This window comes from Bifidobacterium apousia (assembly GCF_007559275.1).
In the GTDB taxonomy this organism is placed as follows: Bacteria; Actinomycetota; Actinomycetes; order Actinomycetales; family Bifidobacteriaceae; genus Bombiscardovia; species Bombiscardovia apousia.
Genome location: NZ_VMHK01000002.1, coordinates 233,272 through 247,529 on the forward strand (window position 1 = coordinate 233,272; position 14,258 = coordinate 247,529).

Sequence of the window (14,258 nt, forward strand, 5' to 3'; positions counted from 1 at the left end):
CAATCCGAGGCTATGGATTATACTGAGAGGCACGTTGGTACACAGTTGTACCAACATTGGAAGGAGTAGGGCGCCAAAACCTTATCAAGGACGTGGTTTTTACAAACATCGAAAGGTTCATCATGAATTCTGCAAGGAAAATCCTGACCATGGGCGTCACCGTGGTCGCCTTGGCCTCGTTCGCTGCCTGTGGAAGCAGCGGGTCTGGATCAACATCGAAGCCAGCGGACACCAGCAAGGCCTCTGGGCGCATAGTCTTTTGGGGCTGGGGCAATGGTATCAAGGAGACCATTGCTGCTTTTGAAAAGGCCAACCCCGGCATCACTGTGAAGTACAACAACACGGGCACTGCCGGTGACACCCAAGTGGCCTTGTCCAACGCAGTCGCTGCAGGCAAGGGCATCCCCGATGTCACCATGCTGGAGGATCCTACCGTCCAGCAGTTCGCAATTGAAGACAACCTGGAAAACCTGTCGGATTATGGGGCCGACAAGTTTGCTGACGACTTCACCCCAGGGCCCTGGAACAAGGTCCAGTACGACGGCAAGCCCTACGCTCTGCCCATTGATGCCGGTCCCGAGGTTTTCTTCTACAACAAGGCGGTCTTCGACAAGGCTGGTATTCCCGAGCCCCCAAAGACCTGGGATGAGTACTACCAGGATGCCAAGAAGATCCGAGCTGTGGGTTCCTACATCACCAACAACGCCGGCGACAAGAACGCCTATCAGCCATTCACCGCACAGGCCTGGCAGGCTGGGGCCCACCCATGGAAGGTCGATGGTGACAAGATCACCATCAACATGACCAAGGATGCCGGCATGAAGCGGTATATCGACTTTCAGCAGAAGCTGATCGACGAAGACCTGCTCGATACCAAGACCGCCAACTGGTCCGATGACTGGAACAGGGCGCTTAACGATGGATCGGTGGCCTCGCTGACCATCGGTGCCTGGATGCCCACCAATTTGGAGTCCGGTGCACCCGACCAGAAGGGCAACTGGAGGGTCGCGCCTCTGCCTCAGTGGAAAGAGGGAGACAGCGTGTCCGCAGAGGACGGCGGTTCGGCTCTTGTTGTGCCAAAGAAGGCCAAGAACAAGGCGGCCGCCTGGAAGTTCGCAGAATACCTGACGCACGGCAAGGGAGCTCAGGTCATGGCCGACCAGGGCAGCTTCCCCTCGCTGAAACGCATCCTGAGCTCGACTGAATTCACCAGCAAGAAGAACGAGTACTTCGGAGGTCAGGAAGTCAACAAGGTGCTGACCGATGCAGCCAACCTCAAGGTCTCCAAGTTCCAGTATCTGCCCTACAACCCCTTCGCCCAGTCGACCTATGGAGATTCCATCGGCAAGGCCTACATGAAGCAGACCACACTGGAGAAGGCTTTTGAGGACTATCAGCAGAAGCTAGTGGATCACGGCAACCAGCAGGGGTATCAGGTCAATAAGTGAGTGATGACGGAGGCGGCTGACCATGGCCGTCTCCGGGCAGCGACAGGAAAGAAGGAGAGGCATCATGAGTGAAGCCGAAGGTTCGACTGCGCGGGTTCCGGCCCCCGCGCGGGCTCAAGGCCCTGGCGGAACCAGCGAGAGCCGCACTGGGGAGCGGCCTCACAGGCCCGACTGGCGTGGATGGAAGTTCATGGGACCCTTTGTCCTGGTCTTCGTATTCGTTTTCGTCCTGCCTGTGCTCTATGCCATCTACCTGAGTCTGTATGAGAAGCGCATGATCGGAGGGAACGTCTTTGTGGGTCTGGCCAATTACGCCAGGCTGATCAAGGACGGGCAGTTCTGGTCATCAGTTGGCCGTGTGGCGCTCTTCACTGTGGTTCAGGTGCCCATCATGCTCCTTCTGGCGGCATTGATGGCGCTGGCCCTGGACTCGCTCAAGCTGCACGGCACGCGCTTCTTCAGAATCACGACCTTCTTGCCCTATGCGGTGCCTGCTGTGGTGGCAGCGCTGATGTGGGGGTTCATCTACGGCACTAAGTACGGAATGGTGGGTTCCTTGAATCAATGGCTGGGCACGCATATCGATGTTCTGCAGCCCAGCGTGCTTCTGGCCGCCATTGGCAACATCAATACCTGGGAGTTCACGGGCTACAATATGCTGATTTTCTATTCCTCGCTGTCGACTGTGCCGCACTCGCTCTATGAGGCAGCGGCCATCGACGGGGCCTCGGAGTGGCAGATCGTGCGCAGCATCAAGGTTCCTGAGCTCAAGAGCTCCCTGGTCATCACGGTCATCTTCAGCATCATCGGCAGTTTCCAGCTCTTCAATGAGCCCTCGGTCCTGCAGACCATGGTTCCAGGTAACGCGATCACCACCTATTACACCCCCAATATGTATGCCTACAACCTGAGCTTCATGGGCGGTCAGAGCAATTACGCGGCGGCCCTGGCCATCGTCATGGCCATCATTACCATGGTCGCTGCCTACGCCGTCCAGCTCAGGGGTATGAAGGAGCAGATGCAATGAGCACGGTTGATTCGAGGACTACCAACGGGGCCAAGGCTGAGCGTATGCGTGCTCGGCGCGTCGCACGTGATGAGCGCGCGGAGCGTCGAAGGGCAGCTCGAACGGGATTCTCCAATCCGGACAATCCGCGGCGCAGCTGGCTGTTGACCCTGGTTGCGGGAATCTTCGCGCTCTATTGCCTGTTTCCCCTGATCTGGCTGGTCATCAATGCCACAAAGACCCAGTCGGACTTCATTGGCACCTTCGGCTTGGCCTTTGGGCACAAGTTCGCCCTCTGGGACAACCTGCGTGAAGTGTTCACCTATGAGGGCGGGATCTTCGGGCGTTGGCTGCTCAACACCCTGCTTTACGTGGTTGTGGGAGCCGGTGGCGCCACCTTGCTGGCTGTGCTGGGTGGATATGCCCTGGCCAAGTTCCGCTTTCCTGGCCGTCGCCTGGTCTTTGCTGTAGTCATCGGAGCCATCAGCGTGCCGGGTATTGCTCTGGCTGTGCCTCAGTTCCTCCTCTTTGCCAAGATCGGACTGACCGATACGCCTTGGGCCATGATCATTCCCAGTCTGATCTCGCCCTTTGGGCTATACCTGATGTGGATCTTTTCCGACCAGGCGGTGCCTACTGAGCTGCTGGAGGCTGCCCGAGTCGACGGGGCCGGGGAGTTCCGTACTTTCTGGCAGGTCAGTCTGCCTCTGCTGGCCCCCGGCATCGTAACCACGGCGCTTTTCACTATTGTGGCCACTTGGAACAATTACTTCCTGCCCTTGATCATGCTCAAGGATTCCAATTGGTACCCGCTGACAATCGGGCTCAACAATTGGAAGGATCAGGCATCGACAGCTGGTGCCCATGCCATTCAGAACCTGGTGGTGACGGGCAGCCTGGTCACCATCATTCCCATCATCGTCGCCTTCCTGCTGCTGCAGAAATACTGGCAGTCCGGCTTGGCTGCTGGTGCTGTCAAGGAATAGCAGAAACACGCAGACGGGATTAGGCATGAGCAAAACGGACCATCATGACCGTCGGCAGCCCCAACCATATAGACCTTACCGATGGCCGAAGGAGCCCAACGGTCATTCGGGAGGAATCTGGTTCGGCGGGGATTACAACCCGGACCAATGGCCAGAGCAGGTATGGACCGAAGATGTTGCGCTGATGAAACGGGCCGGCGTCACCATGGTGACACTGGGCATTTTCTCGTGGGCACGTCTGGAGCCCAGTGACGGAGTCTGGGATTTCGGATGGCTGGATCGGGTGGTGACCTTGCTAGGAGAAGCCGGTATCGCCGTAGACATGGCTTCGGCTACGGCTACGGCCCCATACTGGCTTTACCAGGCACATCCTGAGGTGTTGCCCGTGGAGGCGGATGGAACCCTGGTCCATCCGGGGGCTCGACAATCCTGGAGGCCCACCTCACCTGTTTTTCGACGCTATGCCCTTCGCCTTTGCAGGGTCATGGGCGAGCACTTCCGTGACAATCCGACTGTGGTTGCCTGGCATGTAGGCAATGAATATGGATGGAACAACGCTGCTGACTACTCGCAGGATGCCTTGAAGGCCTTCCAAGGCTGGTGCCGCCGGCGCTATGGCAGCATCGAGGAGCTGAACCGGGCCTGGGGCAACGATTTCTGGTCCCAGCGTCTGCAGAACTTCGATCAGGTTCCCCTGCCTGAACATGCTGGCGTGCGTGATGCCTTCATCAATCCGGCCCTGCGTCTGGATTTCCGTAGATTCTGCTCAGATGCGCTGATGGATTTTTTCTGTGCAGAACGTGATCAGCTGCAGGAGCTCACCCCTGATAAACCGCTGACTACCAACTTCATGGTCTCGACAGACCAATGCGTCCTTGATTATGAGCGTTGGTCCCGCCAAGTCGATTTCGTGGCAAACGACCACTATTTCGCCCATGGACCTGGACACCTGGATGAGCTGCTCTGCTCGGATTCACTGGTGGATGCCTATGCCCAAGGTCATCCTTGGTGCCTGATGGAGCATTCCACATCAGCCGTCAACTGGCGCAATTTCAACGCCTCCAAGCGTCAAGGCGAACTGATCCGGGACGCTCTGGCCCACGTAGCTATGGGGGCGGATGCAATCAACTTCTTCCAATGGCGGCAGTCCGCCTTCGGTGCAGAGGCCTTCCACTCGGCCATGATCCCCCACGCAGGGCCGGATTCGGCGATTTATGCACAGGTTGCCGATTTGGGAGGCATTTTGCGCGGACTTTCCCGGAGTGGACTGGCCGGGACCCAATTGGAACCCTCGTCCATTGCCCTGCTTTTTGATGCCGACTGCCAGTGGTCTATGGCTGATTCAACTCTGCCCGATTGTTCTGTAGATCATTGGCAGCAGGTCTATATCTGGTATCAGGCTCTGCTTGATGCCGGATACAGGGCGGACGTAATGCCGCTGAAAGGGCAGTGGGCGCGCTATGACGTGGTGGTGTTGCCGGCCCTGATTCTGCTGGATCAGAAGCAAGCCGGCCGTCTGCGAGACTATGTGAGCGGCGGTGGCCGGCTGGTGGTGGACTTCGCCAGTGGCATTATGGACGACCATATGCACGTCGGCCTGGGTGGATATCCTGCGGTTTTGCGTGATTTGACAGGTATCGCTTCCCAAGAGATGATCGCCTTGGGTACCAGTGACCAAGGTGGTGGATCCATCCTGGTGTCGGAGGGTATTGAGGGCCGTATATGGGTTAACGAGCCCTTGCGCGTAGAGGATTCGGTAAGGGTGCTGGCTCGTTACCAAGGGCTTCGTTCCTATGATCTCGACATGGCTGGGAAACCTGCGGTGACCATCCATGGGTACGGTCAGGGCTGCGTTCTCTATCTGGGGACGGGCTTCACCAAGGAATCGCTGGTTTCGGTGATCAACCGGATTGTTCCTTCTGATTTCCTCACTGGCGCAGCAGGGGCAGGGTTGCACAACGGACGTGACGGCGACCCGCGGTTGGTGCACCTGATCAGATCCGGGCCACAGGGCCGTTATCATTTCTATTTCAACCGGGGGTCGACAGTTGTCAGAGATGTGTCCACCATGGGTGAGGCTTTAGTGGTTCAACGAGCAGCCCGGCGCAGTGGGGGTGGTTTATCCGGCAATCGGTACACTATAGGAGTGCATGGTGTGGTGGTCACCCGTCAGTAGATGTGATCGCCATAGTGCCTTGGAGGTTGTCGCATTCTAGGGGGTGTCTATGGCTACGGATGAAGAACGTCCAGGTAAACGGATCACCCTGCGCGAGGTGGCCAGCAAGGCGGGTGTCTCGCTGAAGACCGCATCCAACGTGATCAACGGCAATGGTCGTATGTCCAATGCGACCCGTGCGCGAGTGCAGCAGGTGATCGACGAATCGGGATACAAGGTCAATGCTGCGGCCCGTAATTTGCATCGGAACAAAACCGGTATCATTACGCTGGCTGTGCCTTCGCTGACACCTCCCTATCTGGCCGAATTGGCTAATAGGGTCATCGACAGCGCTCGCCTGCGGGACTATGCAGTGTATGTCAGCACCTATGCCGAGGGGTCTGCCAAGGGAGCGCATGAGATTCTGGCCTCCTTTAACAGCACTATCAGCGACGGCATAATCCTGTCCATGTCGGAGCTTGAGCGGTTCGCCGTGGAGGATCTGGATGTGCGCTACCCCCTGGTGTGCGTAGGCGCGCGGACTACCCATGGGGTGGCGGATCATGTCATGGTCGATGATGCCGAGGCAGCTCGGATGGCCGCAGAGTATCTATTTGATCGGTCGGTGCGTTCACTGGCGGTCATCGGCCTGCATGCGCCGCTTGACCAGAATCAATTGGAGGCTGCAATCGAAGGCAATGCCGAGTTAAGGATGAAAGGCGTGCTTAAGGCGGTCCATGCCAGGGGACTGCAGCTGGATGATCGGCTTCTGGGGGTTACCGGTTATGACTGGACCTTGGGCAGTGGGTACCTGACCATGCAGAGGATATTAGAGACAGGGGTGCCCTTCGATGGGGTGGTTGCTCTCAATGATCAGCTGGCTATCGGCGCACTCTCGGCTCTGACTGCTTACGGCAGAGCCGTACCCGACCAGGTTCAGATTATCGGGTTTGACAATATCGAAGAGTCGGCTTATCTGCAGACTCCGCTTACTACCATGGATTCCTGCTTGGGATGGATCTCGCGAACCTGTGTCGACCGCGTCCTGGGACGTATCGGAGGCAGAGCTACGGCTCCCCAGGATCTTGTCATAGGATCGCAGGTCATAGCCCGCAAAACAACTCGGTGATCAGTCCTGGGCCTTGGATTCGGCGGGGGAGGCAGTGACGGCAGGTGTGTCGGTGTGGATGATGTGCATGTGGCGCAAAAGCATGCGGGTCATCTGACGGCCGGAGCCGGCGCCGTTTCCGCGAACGCCGAAGTAGACCAGCAGGACCATGCCCAGGCAGATCAGTGCCGAGATGCGCAGGGCCCACTGCACGCCAAAGATGTTGGCTGCGATCTGCGTGGAGTGACCGCCGCCCATGGCGTTGTGGCGCAGGGTGGTGATGGTCTCCATGAGGATGACCAGGATGGGTGCGCCGACAGCGCCGGCGATCTGCCGGGCCGTGTTGGTGACGGCCGAACCGGCTGAAACGTCCTTGGGAGCCAGGTTGTTCAGGGACCAGGTGGTCAAGGGCATCAGAGTGAAGCCCATGCCGATCTGGCGGATGAACTGGCAGATGGAGACCAGACCGATCCAGGTATTGGCGCCGATCAGGCTCATGGCGATAGTGCCCAGTAGCAGGACCGAGCAGCCTGTCATAGCCACGGGCCGTGCGCCCCAGCGGTCCAGCAGCCGCCCGCCGAAGAACTGGGCGATAGCGGTGCCGATGGCTCCAGGCAGCATGACCAGGCCGCTCATGGTGGCTGAGAAGCCACGATCCGTCTGGATGTACATGGGCAGGATGACGGTGACCGAGCTGAAGGCGAAGAAGGACATGGAGGCGATGATGGTGCCCACGGTGAAGTTCTTGATCCGCAGCACATGCAGGTCCAGCAGGGGCTTGTCGTGGTGGAGCTGGCGCAGAACGAACCAGATGATCCCGATCAGGCCGACCAGCATGAAGGGCCAGGTCATGAAGGAGGTGATGGGGAAGTTCTCGATGTTGGTGAAGCCGAACATAAGGCCGCCGAATCCGAAGATGGACAGAGCCACCGAGAAGAAGTCCGCCTTGACGCTGGTGTCGCGCTGGCCGAAGTTGCGCAGGCCGAAGATGGACAGGAGCAGCGCCACGGCCCCGCAGATGCTCAGTGTCAGGAAGATGGAACGCCAGCCGTTGGCGTCGGTCTGCCAGCCGCCCAGGGTTGGGCCGATGGCCGGGGCCACGCTCATGGCCAGTCCCACAGTGCCCATGGCCATGCCGCGCTTGGACAACGGATAGATGGAGAAGACGGTGATCTGCAGAACGGGCCACATGGTTCCCGTGCCTATGGCTTCCAGGATGCGGCCCAGCAGGACCAGGGCGAAGGTCTGCGACTGCCAGCTCAACAGGGATCCCAGGGTGAAGACGGCCATGGAGGTGATGACGATCTGCCTGGTGGAGAAGCGCTTGGTCAGAAAACCGGTCAACGGCACCATGACGCCCATGACCAGCTGGAATACCGAGGTCAGCCACTGGCCGGTGGTCAGGGTGATGTGGAACTCGTCCACAATGGTGGGCAGGGCCGAAGCCAGCTGCAGCTGGGTGAAGTTGCCCAGGAAGGTGATGACGGTCAGGATGGCCAGCGACAGGAAGGCCTCATGGGTGAGCTTTCCGTTGACGAAGGCTCCATCCTTGCTGAGGGTCCGCCCTTGCTTGGCGAGCTCCTGCTTCCTCATGCACCACCACTTCCTTTGGGTTAGTCCTCACTGCGCATACCGCTCCCTGCGGTGCCGTCCTAGAAAGCAAATCAGGGCATACCGATACCGGTGACACTAAGAAAAGAACAAGAGAGCTAAGCGTCTGACAATGAACTTATGATATACCAGTCTGCGGATTGCGATTGGGTTTTTCCACATGGCTGACGCGGATGTCGCGACCTTTTTCGGCGGTCAGCGTTTCCAGTATGCTGTGTGAGGCGAGCTTCGGTAATGTGAGTACGGGAGGATCCGACACGGGCTGATGAGGACGGACGTTTGAAATGCAACGGCGGTCGAGGTAGGTAGCATGCATGCACATGGTCATGGTCGTGGCAGAGTCCCGGCCCTCCTCATGTCCCTGGCAATGATGATTCCCTTGGCGGCCTGCGGTGACAACGTCCCTGCCGCAAGCAGCGGATCAGGCAATACTGCAGATCAAGCCCTCTTCCAAGGCGAGTTCGCCGGATCTGGCGCATCCTCCCAGCAGAGTGCTGACGAGGCATGGATAGCCGGCTTCCGCAAGCAGCATCCGGGGGCGCGCATCTCCTATGATCCGGCAGGCTCCGGTGCTGGTGTCAACGCCTTCCTGTCAGGTTCGACCATCTGGGCCGGCACCGATGCGCCGTTGACCGCCGATCAGCTTGAGCACTCGCGTCAGGTCTGCGGTTCCGGTACGGCCATTGACCTGCCCGTTTACGCCACTCCAATCGCCGTAGCCTACAATCTTCCTGACCTGTGGCCCAAGGGCTCAGGCGGCCATCTGCGGATGGACCCGGCTCTGATCGCCATGATCTTCTCCGGAAAGGTCACCAATTGGCGGGATCCGCGCATCGCAGCCCTCAACCCGGGGGTCAACCTGCCCGACTTGGACATCACGGTGATTCATCGTTCGGACAAGTCCGGCACCACGAAAAGCTTCCTGTCCTACCTGCACGACACAGCCGGGTCTGCCTGGCCTTATCCAGCGGGCGAGAATTGGCCCAACGACCTGGGGCAGGGCGCCAAGGGCACTGCCGGCGTGGTCATGACCATGAACCAGGCGGAGGGCACCTTTGGCTATGCGGACGCGGCCCAGACCACCGGGCTGGGCACGGTGGCCGTCCAAGTGGGGAAGACCTGGCAGCCGCCTACAGCCAAGACCACAGCCAACCTGCTTGATCTGGCCCAGCGGGATCCCCAGGCCAGCCAGCCAGGACGGGTGGTCCTGGCTGTGGACCATCGCACCAGCCGGGAGCATACCTATCCCATCGTCCTGGTCTCCTACGATGTGGTCTGCACCGCCTATCGACATGATCCGGACGGATCCAAGGCCCGGTTCGCCAAGGCTTGGCTGACCTATCTGCTGAGCGAGCAGGGCCAGCGCATGGCTGCGGCCAATGCGGGCAGCGCCGAGCTGGGGCAGGGGCTGCGCAGCCAGGCCATGGCCTCGGTGAAGACCATCGGGGGGAAGGCATGAGCGAGAAACCGGACGAGACCGCAACCCTGCACCAGGCCAAACGGGTGGATCGAATCTTCAAGGCCTGCGCTACCGGGGCGGGCATCCTGATCCTGCTGGCCCTGGCTGCGGTCACCCTCTTTCTGATCCTGCGGGCCTTTCCGGCCTTCACCGGGGACCCGGATTCCCGCACCCAGGCCATACGCTCCCTGAGCGGTGGACGGGCAAGCAGCTTCCTGGGCTATGTGGGCCCGCTGGTCTTCGGCACCATTCTGATTGCCGGCCTGGCCCTGCTCTTGGCCTTCCCAGTCTCCCTGGGCATCGCCCTTTTCATCGGCTACTACGCCCCCGCCCGCCTGTCTACGCTGCTCAGCACGGTGATCGACCTGCTGGCCGCCGTGCCCTCGGTGATCTACGGGCTCTGGGGGGCTCTGGTCCTGGTTCCCAATATCACCGGCTTCTGGCGTTGGCTGTCTGTTCATTTGGGATGGATTCCGCTCTTTTCCGGACCCGTTGCAGCCCCGGCCCGGTCCGTGGCCACCGTGGCCCTGGTGCTGGCGGTCATGATTCTGCCCATCATCACCTCGGTCACCCGCGACATCCTGATCCAGGCCCCTCGACTCCAGCAGGAGGCCGCCTTGGCCCTGGGCGCCACCAAGTGGGAGATGATCCGGCTCGCGGTCCTGCCCTTCGGTCGCTCGGGGATCATTTCTGCTTCCATGCTGGGGCTGGGCCGCGCCCTGGGCGAGACCATGGCGGTGCTGATGATCCTCTCGCCGGGCCTCAGCTACTCCCTTCGGCTGCTGCAGGCTTCCACCAGCCAGACCATCGCCGCCAACATCGCCGCCCAGTTCCCTGAGGCGGACTCCCAGGGCGTGGCCCTCCTGGTGGCCACCGGTCTGGTCCTCTTCATCATCACCTTTATCGTCAACTATCTGGCGCGCAGGATCACAGCAAAGGCGGGTGCATGATGGCAAGCCGAACTGATCGCGGACCGGTTATCGATTTTGACCGCTTCAGGCCAACCAGATCCTCCATCCGGGCGCGCAAGCGCAAGGACCGGCTGATGACCGTCCTGATCGGGCTCTCCTTCCTGGTGGCCCTGATTCCGCTGGTTTCGGTGCTCTGGGTCAGTCTGTCCAAGGGGGTGCGACGGCTGACGCCGGACTTCCTCACTCATAACATGAGCGGTGTGGTAGGGGGCAACCCCACGCCGACCGGAGGCTATGGCGGCATCTTGCACGCGGTAATCGGGACCCTGGAGATCACCTTTGGATCCATGGTCATCTCCATTCCAGTGGGTGTCATGTGCGCGGTCTACCTGGTCGAGTACGCCCACGGAGGCCGCCTGGCCAAGGCCATCAGTCTCATGGTGGACGTGATGAGCGGAATCCCCTCCATCGTGGCCGGCCTCTTCGCCTTCTCCATGTTCGCCCTGGTGGTCGGACCGGGCACAGTCAACGGCCTGGCTGGTTCGGTGGCCCTCTCCCTGCTCATGCTGCCCACGGTGGTCAAGACCTCTGAGGATATGCTGGCTGTGGTGCCCAACGACCTGCGCGAGGCCGCTTATGCCCTGGGGGTGACCAAGCAGCGTACCATCACCAGCATTGTTCTGCGCACGGCCCTGCCCGGCATCGTCTCGGGCACCATCCTGGCTGTGGCACGGGTCATCGGTGAGACGGCGCCCTTGCTGATCGCTTCGGGCTTCATCGCCACCACCAACCCCAACCTCTTCTCCGGGAGGATGACCACCCTGCCGGTCTTCGTCTACAACGAGTATTCCCAGGGGCTGGCCGTCTGTGGACCGAGCGCCGACCCGGGATGCCTGACTGATATCCACATGCAGCGGGCTTGGGCTGCGGCCCTGGTGCTGATCCTTATCGTCCTGTTGCTCAACCTGCTGGGGCGGCTGGTCTCGCGCATCTTTGCTGTTGGGCGGACCCATTGAGTGCCGCCATGAGAGAAACGGAGGCCGGAACATGGGCCAACGCATAGACATCAGCCATCTGAACGTCTACTACGGCGACTTCCTGGCCGTTCAGGACGTGAATATGCAGATCCAGGCCAACAAGGTCACCGCCTTCATCGGTCCCTCCGGCTGTGGCAAGTCCACGGTTCTGCGCACCCTGGACCGCATGCACGAGATCACTCCGGGGGCGCATGTGAGCGGGCAGGTGCTGCTGGAGGGTCGCGACCTCTATGGACCGGATGTGGACCCGGTCGAGGTGCGGCGGGATGTGGGCATGGTCTTCCAGAGGGCCAACCCCTTCCCGACCATGTCCATCCGGGAGAACGTCCTGGCTGGTATCCGGCTCAACAAGAAGCACATCGCCAAGTCGGACGCCGACGACCTGGTGGAGTGGGCCCTGCGCGGGGCCAACCTTTGGAACGAGGTCAAGGATCGTCTGGACAAGCCGGGCATCGGGCTCTCGGGCGGTCAGCAGCAGCGGCTCTGCATCGCCCGTGCCGTGGCCGTCCACCCCCAGGTCCTGCTCATGGACGAACCCTGCTCGGCCCTGGACCCCATCTCCACCCTGGCTGTGGAGGATCTGATCAACGAGCTCAAGCGGGACTACACCATCGTCATCGTCACTCATAACATGCAGCAGGCCGCCAGGGTCTCGGACTATACAGCCTTCTTCAATCTCAAGGCCCTGGGTCAGCCCGGCCATCTGGTGGAGATGGACGACACCACCACCATCTTCTCCAACCCGCACGAGCCGGACACCGAGCGCTACATCTCCGGTCGCTTCGGCTGAGACAGAACCGGTCTGCGCCTCCGCCCGTCAGGTATCATGGTTCCGGCATCCACGGAAGGAGCGAGGGCATGGGAGTACTGCTGGAACCAGCCACTCTCTTGGGCATCATCCTGGTGGGCTACCTGTTCAAGCGCTTTGGTCTCTTTCGCCCACTGGACTATCGGGTGCTGCAGACCGTGGTGTTCGACCTGGTCCTGCCGGGGGCTATCATCTACTCCTTCGCTACCAACCCTCACGATCCCAGCCTGCTGCTGGTCTCGGCCTTCGCCTTTGTGGCCTCGCTGATTCCGCCCCTGGCCATCTTCCTGACCAGCAAGCATCGGCCTACGGCTCAGCGGGCTTTTCTTATGCTCAACGGATCGGGTTTCAACATCGGATGCTTCTGCTTCCCCATGCTTCAGTCGCTGCTTGGCACGGCGGCCCTGGTTCCCGCCGCCATGTTCGACATCGGCAACTCGGTCATGGTTTCCGCTGGAACCAATGTCATGACCCAGGGGCTTCTGCATATTCGCCCCGGCCAGTCCCTGGATCCCGATGCAGGAGAGCCGGTCAAGCTGGATGACCCTGATGCGCGCAAACTCCATCGCAAGGCGGCAGCCATCTCCATAGCCAAGGGTTTCCTGAGCTCGCCATCCTTCGACACCTACATGGTCATGGTGGGCTTTACGCTGGCCGGGATCTCGCTGCCAGACTGGTCGGCCCAGATCACCCGTCCACTCTCGGCAGCCAACGCCTTCTGCTCCATGCTTATGGTGGGCATGCTCATGGACTTGCCTGGCGGACGGGATGATGTCAAGTCCGTATTGCAGATTCTGGCCTGGCGACTGCCCTTCGGCATCCTGTTCGCGACGGCCGCATGGTATCTGCTGCCCTTCGAACCCTTGATCCGTCAGGCGGTGGCCCTGTGCTGCCTGGCTCCTACGGCGGTTTTCGCCACCATGTTCACCGACAAGGTCCTGGGCAACGCCCGTCTGGCCGGATTCACCTTGGCCCTGACTGCGGTGATCGGTGCGGTCCTCATGGTCTTGGCGCATCTGCTGATGGGCGCCCTCTGAGGATTCAGTCCTTCTTCTCGTCCTTCTTGACGTCTGTGCCCTGGTCGCGGCGCGCCTGCTCCTGGCGCAGGGTGCGGCCCTCACGGGTGCGCTGCTTGTTGACCGTCGCTGCTGCAATCCGCTCGGCAGCACGTTCATCCTGTCCGCGATCGACTTCGCTGTCGTGGACATGCTGATACTGCTTCTGATCGTCCTGGTCCCAGTGATTGTTCCTGGCCATATACCCCTCCTAGAAAGCGCCGTGCCCTTCAACTCATCCCCAGGTAAGGAAGGCTTCAGGGCCCTGCCGGTATGCCGATTATAGGTGGGCGGACAGCTCTGCGGCGGTATTGGAACTCGGGCTATACGCCAAAATGTGTGCGTTTTTCATCCTCTAAGCCCTTATCGGGGTGGGGCTAGAAGCATCCAGTAGATGCCTGCTCTCCTTAGAAAGCATGAAGACACCGAATTGCCTGGTCTGGGCACTACCAGCACAGGTCGCACCCAGTGGCGGTGCTAGCGGTGCGGGGCCCCGATTCCCACGAATAACAATCTGCTCGAATCATGAACTAACGACTGCGCGCCTTGCCCAGGAACCACAATGGGCTGGGCTCGGAACACGAAATCAGAGCCATCTGCCAGCGGGGTCATCAACACGCCGCCGACCCCCAGAGAGATGTCCGGCCGGCCACCCACACTTGCAGTGACCAGAA

The 14,258-nt window shown here is 60.3% G+C and carries 12 protein-coding genes; 10 read left to right on the forward strand and 2 right to left on the reverse strand.

The annotated features are described in order from the left end of the window. Positions 1–122: 122 nt before the first annotated feature. The 5 genes from FPK30_RS03770 to FPK30_RS03790 are packed head-to-tail and all read left to right on the forward strand — an operon-like array spanning position 123 to position 6,724. Positions 123–1,448: an ABC transporter substrate-binding protein gene (locus FPK30_RS03770; protein WP_144085355.1), complete on the forward strand. Its 1,326-nt coding sequence runs from the start codon at positions 123–125 to the stop codon at positions 1,446–1,448. A 22-nt stretch (positions 1,449–1,470) separates the two neighbouring features. Then, positions 1,471–2,475 carry a carbohydrate ABC transporter permease gene (locus FPK30_RS03775; protein ID WP_420809427.1) on the forward strand — a complete coding sequence of 335 codons (1,005 nt, stop codon included), beginning with the start codon at positions 1,471–1,473 and terminating at the stop codon, positions 2,473–2,475. Then, entirely contained in the window at positions 2,472–3,440 is a 969-nt protein-coding gene (locus tag FPK30_RS03780; protein ID WP_144085357.1) for a carbohydrate ABC transporter permease, read from the forward strand. Before FPK30_RS03775 ends, FPK30_RS03780 begins: the two co-directional genes overlap by 4 nt. Positions 3,441–3,465: 25 nt before the next feature. Next, the gene (locus tag FPK30_RS03785; RefSeq protein ID WP_144085358.1) at positions 3,466–5,616 is read left to right on the forward strand and encodes a beta-galactosidase; all 2,151 of its coding nucleotides are present in this window, start codon (positions 3,466–3,468) and stop codon (positions 5,614–5,616) included. Positions 5,617–5,665: 49 nt separating this feature from the next. Beyond that, the gene (locus FPK30_RS03790) at positions 5,666–6,724 is read left to right on the forward strand and encodes a LacI family DNA-binding transcriptional regulator (protein WP_144085359.1); all 1,059 of its coding nucleotides are present in this window, start codon (positions 5,666–5,668) and stop codon (positions 6,722–6,724) included. On the opposite strand, the gene FPK30_RS03795 is transcribed toward FPK30_RS03790, so the two are convergent. Then, the gene (locus tag FPK30_RS03795) at positions 6,725–8,296 is read right to left on the reverse strand and encodes an MDR family MFS transporter (protein ID WP_144085360.1); all 1,572 of its coding nucleotides are present in this window, start codon (positions 8,294–8,296) and stop codon (positions 6,725–6,727) included. Between the two features lie 328 nt (positions 8,297–8,624). Between FPK30_RS03795 and FPK30_RS03805 the strand changes: the two genes are divergently transcribed. The 5 genes from FPK30_RS03805 (at position 8,625) to FPK30_RS03825 (ending at position 13,566) form a co-directional block, all read left to right on the forward strand. Then, positions 8,625–9,773, forward strand: a complete 1,149-nt coding sequence (locus FPK30_RS03805; RefSeq protein WP_144085362.1) for a phosphate ABC transporter substrate-binding protein PstS — start codon at positions 8,625–8,627, stop codon at positions 9,771–9,773. Further along, a complete protein-coding gene (gene pstC, locus FPK30_RS03810) occupies positions 9,770–10,723 on the forward strand; it encodes a phosphate ABC transporter permease subunit PstC (protein WP_144085363.1) in 954 nt (317 codons plus the stop codon). The genes FPK30_RS03805 and pstC overlap by 4 nt, the downstream gene beginning before the upstream one ends. Further along, positions 10,720–11,700 carry a phosphate ABC transporter permease PstA gene (gene pstA, locus FPK30_RS03815; protein WP_144085364.1) on the forward strand — a complete coding sequence of 327 codons (981 nt, stop codon included), beginning with the start codon at positions 10,720–10,722 and terminating at the stop codon, positions 11,698–11,700. Before pstC ends, pstA begins: the two co-directional genes overlap by 4 nt. A gap of 31 nt (positions 11,701–11,731) precedes the next feature. Then, complete coding sequence (pstB, locus tag FPK30_RS03820; protein ID WP_144085365.1) at positions 11,732–12,511, forward strand: phosphate ABC transporter ATP-binding protein PstB; 780 nt, start codon at positions 11,732–11,734, stop codon at positions 12,509–12,511. A gap of 68 nt (positions 12,512–12,579) precedes the next feature. After that, positions 12,580–13,566, forward strand: a complete 987-nt coding sequence (locus FPK30_RS03825) for an AEC family transporter (RefSeq protein ID WP_144085366.1) — start codon at positions 12,580–12,582, stop codon at positions 13,564–13,566. Between the two features lie 4 nt (positions 13,567–13,570). On the opposite strand, the gene FPK30_RS03830 is transcribed toward FPK30_RS03825, so the two are convergent. Next, a complete protein-coding gene (locus FPK30_RS03830) occupies positions 13,571–13,786 on the reverse strand; it encodes a hypothetical protein (protein WP_144085367.1) in 216 nt (71 codons plus the stop codon). Positions 13,787–14,258 lie beyond the last annotated feature (472 nt).

Excerpts from the sequence above, each read along its gene's own strand:
- FPK30_RS03785 (WP_144085358.1), top strand. The coding sequence starts at position 3,466 with ATGAGCAAAACGGACCATCATGACCGTCGGCAGCCCCAACCATATAGA.
- FPK30_RS03775 (WP_420809427.1), top strand. The coding sequence starts at position 1,471 with ATGGCCGTCTCCGGGCAGCGACAGGAAAGAAGGAGAGGCATCATGAGT.
- FPK30_RS03770 (WP_144085355.1), top strand. The coding sequence starts at position 123 with ATGAATTCTGCAAGGAAAATCCTGACCATGGGCGTCACCGTGGTCGCC.
- FPK30_RS03790 (WP_144085359.1), top strand. The coding sequence starts at position 5,666 with ATGGCTACGGATGAAGAACGTCCAGGTAAACGGATCACCCTGCGCGAG.
- FPK30_RS03825 (WP_144085366.1), top strand. The coding sequence starts at position 12,580 with ATGGGAGTACTGCTGGAACCAGCCACTCTCTTGGGCATCATCCTGGTG.
- pstA (WP_144085364.1), top strand. The coding sequence starts at position 10,720 with ATGATGGCAAGCCGAACTGATCGCGGACCGGTTATCGATTTTGACCGC.
- FPK30_RS03830 (WP_144085367.1), bottom strand. The coding sequence starts at position 13,786 with ATGGCCAGGAACAATCACTGGGACCAGGACGATCAGAAGCAGTATCAG.
- pstB (WP_144085365.1), top strand. The coding sequence starts at position 11,732 with ATGGGCCAACGCATAGACATCAGCCATCTGAACGTCTACTACGGCGAC.
- FPK30_RS03805 (WP_144085362.1), top strand. The coding sequence starts at position 8,625 with ATGCATGCACATGGTCATGGTCGTGGCAGAGTCCCGGCCCTCCTCATG.
- pstC (WP_144085363.1), top strand. The coding sequence starts at position 9,770 with ATGAGCGAGAAACCGGACGAGACCGCAACCCTGCACCAGGCCAAACGG.
- FPK30_RS03795 (WP_144085360.1), bottom strand. The coding sequence starts at position 8,296 with ATGAGGAAGCAGGAGCTCGCCAAGCAAGGGCGGACCCTCAGCAAGGAT.
- FPK30_RS03780 (WP_144085357.1), top strand. The coding sequence starts at position 2,472 with ATGAGCACGGTTGATTCGAGGACTACCAACGGGGCCAAGGCTGAGCGT.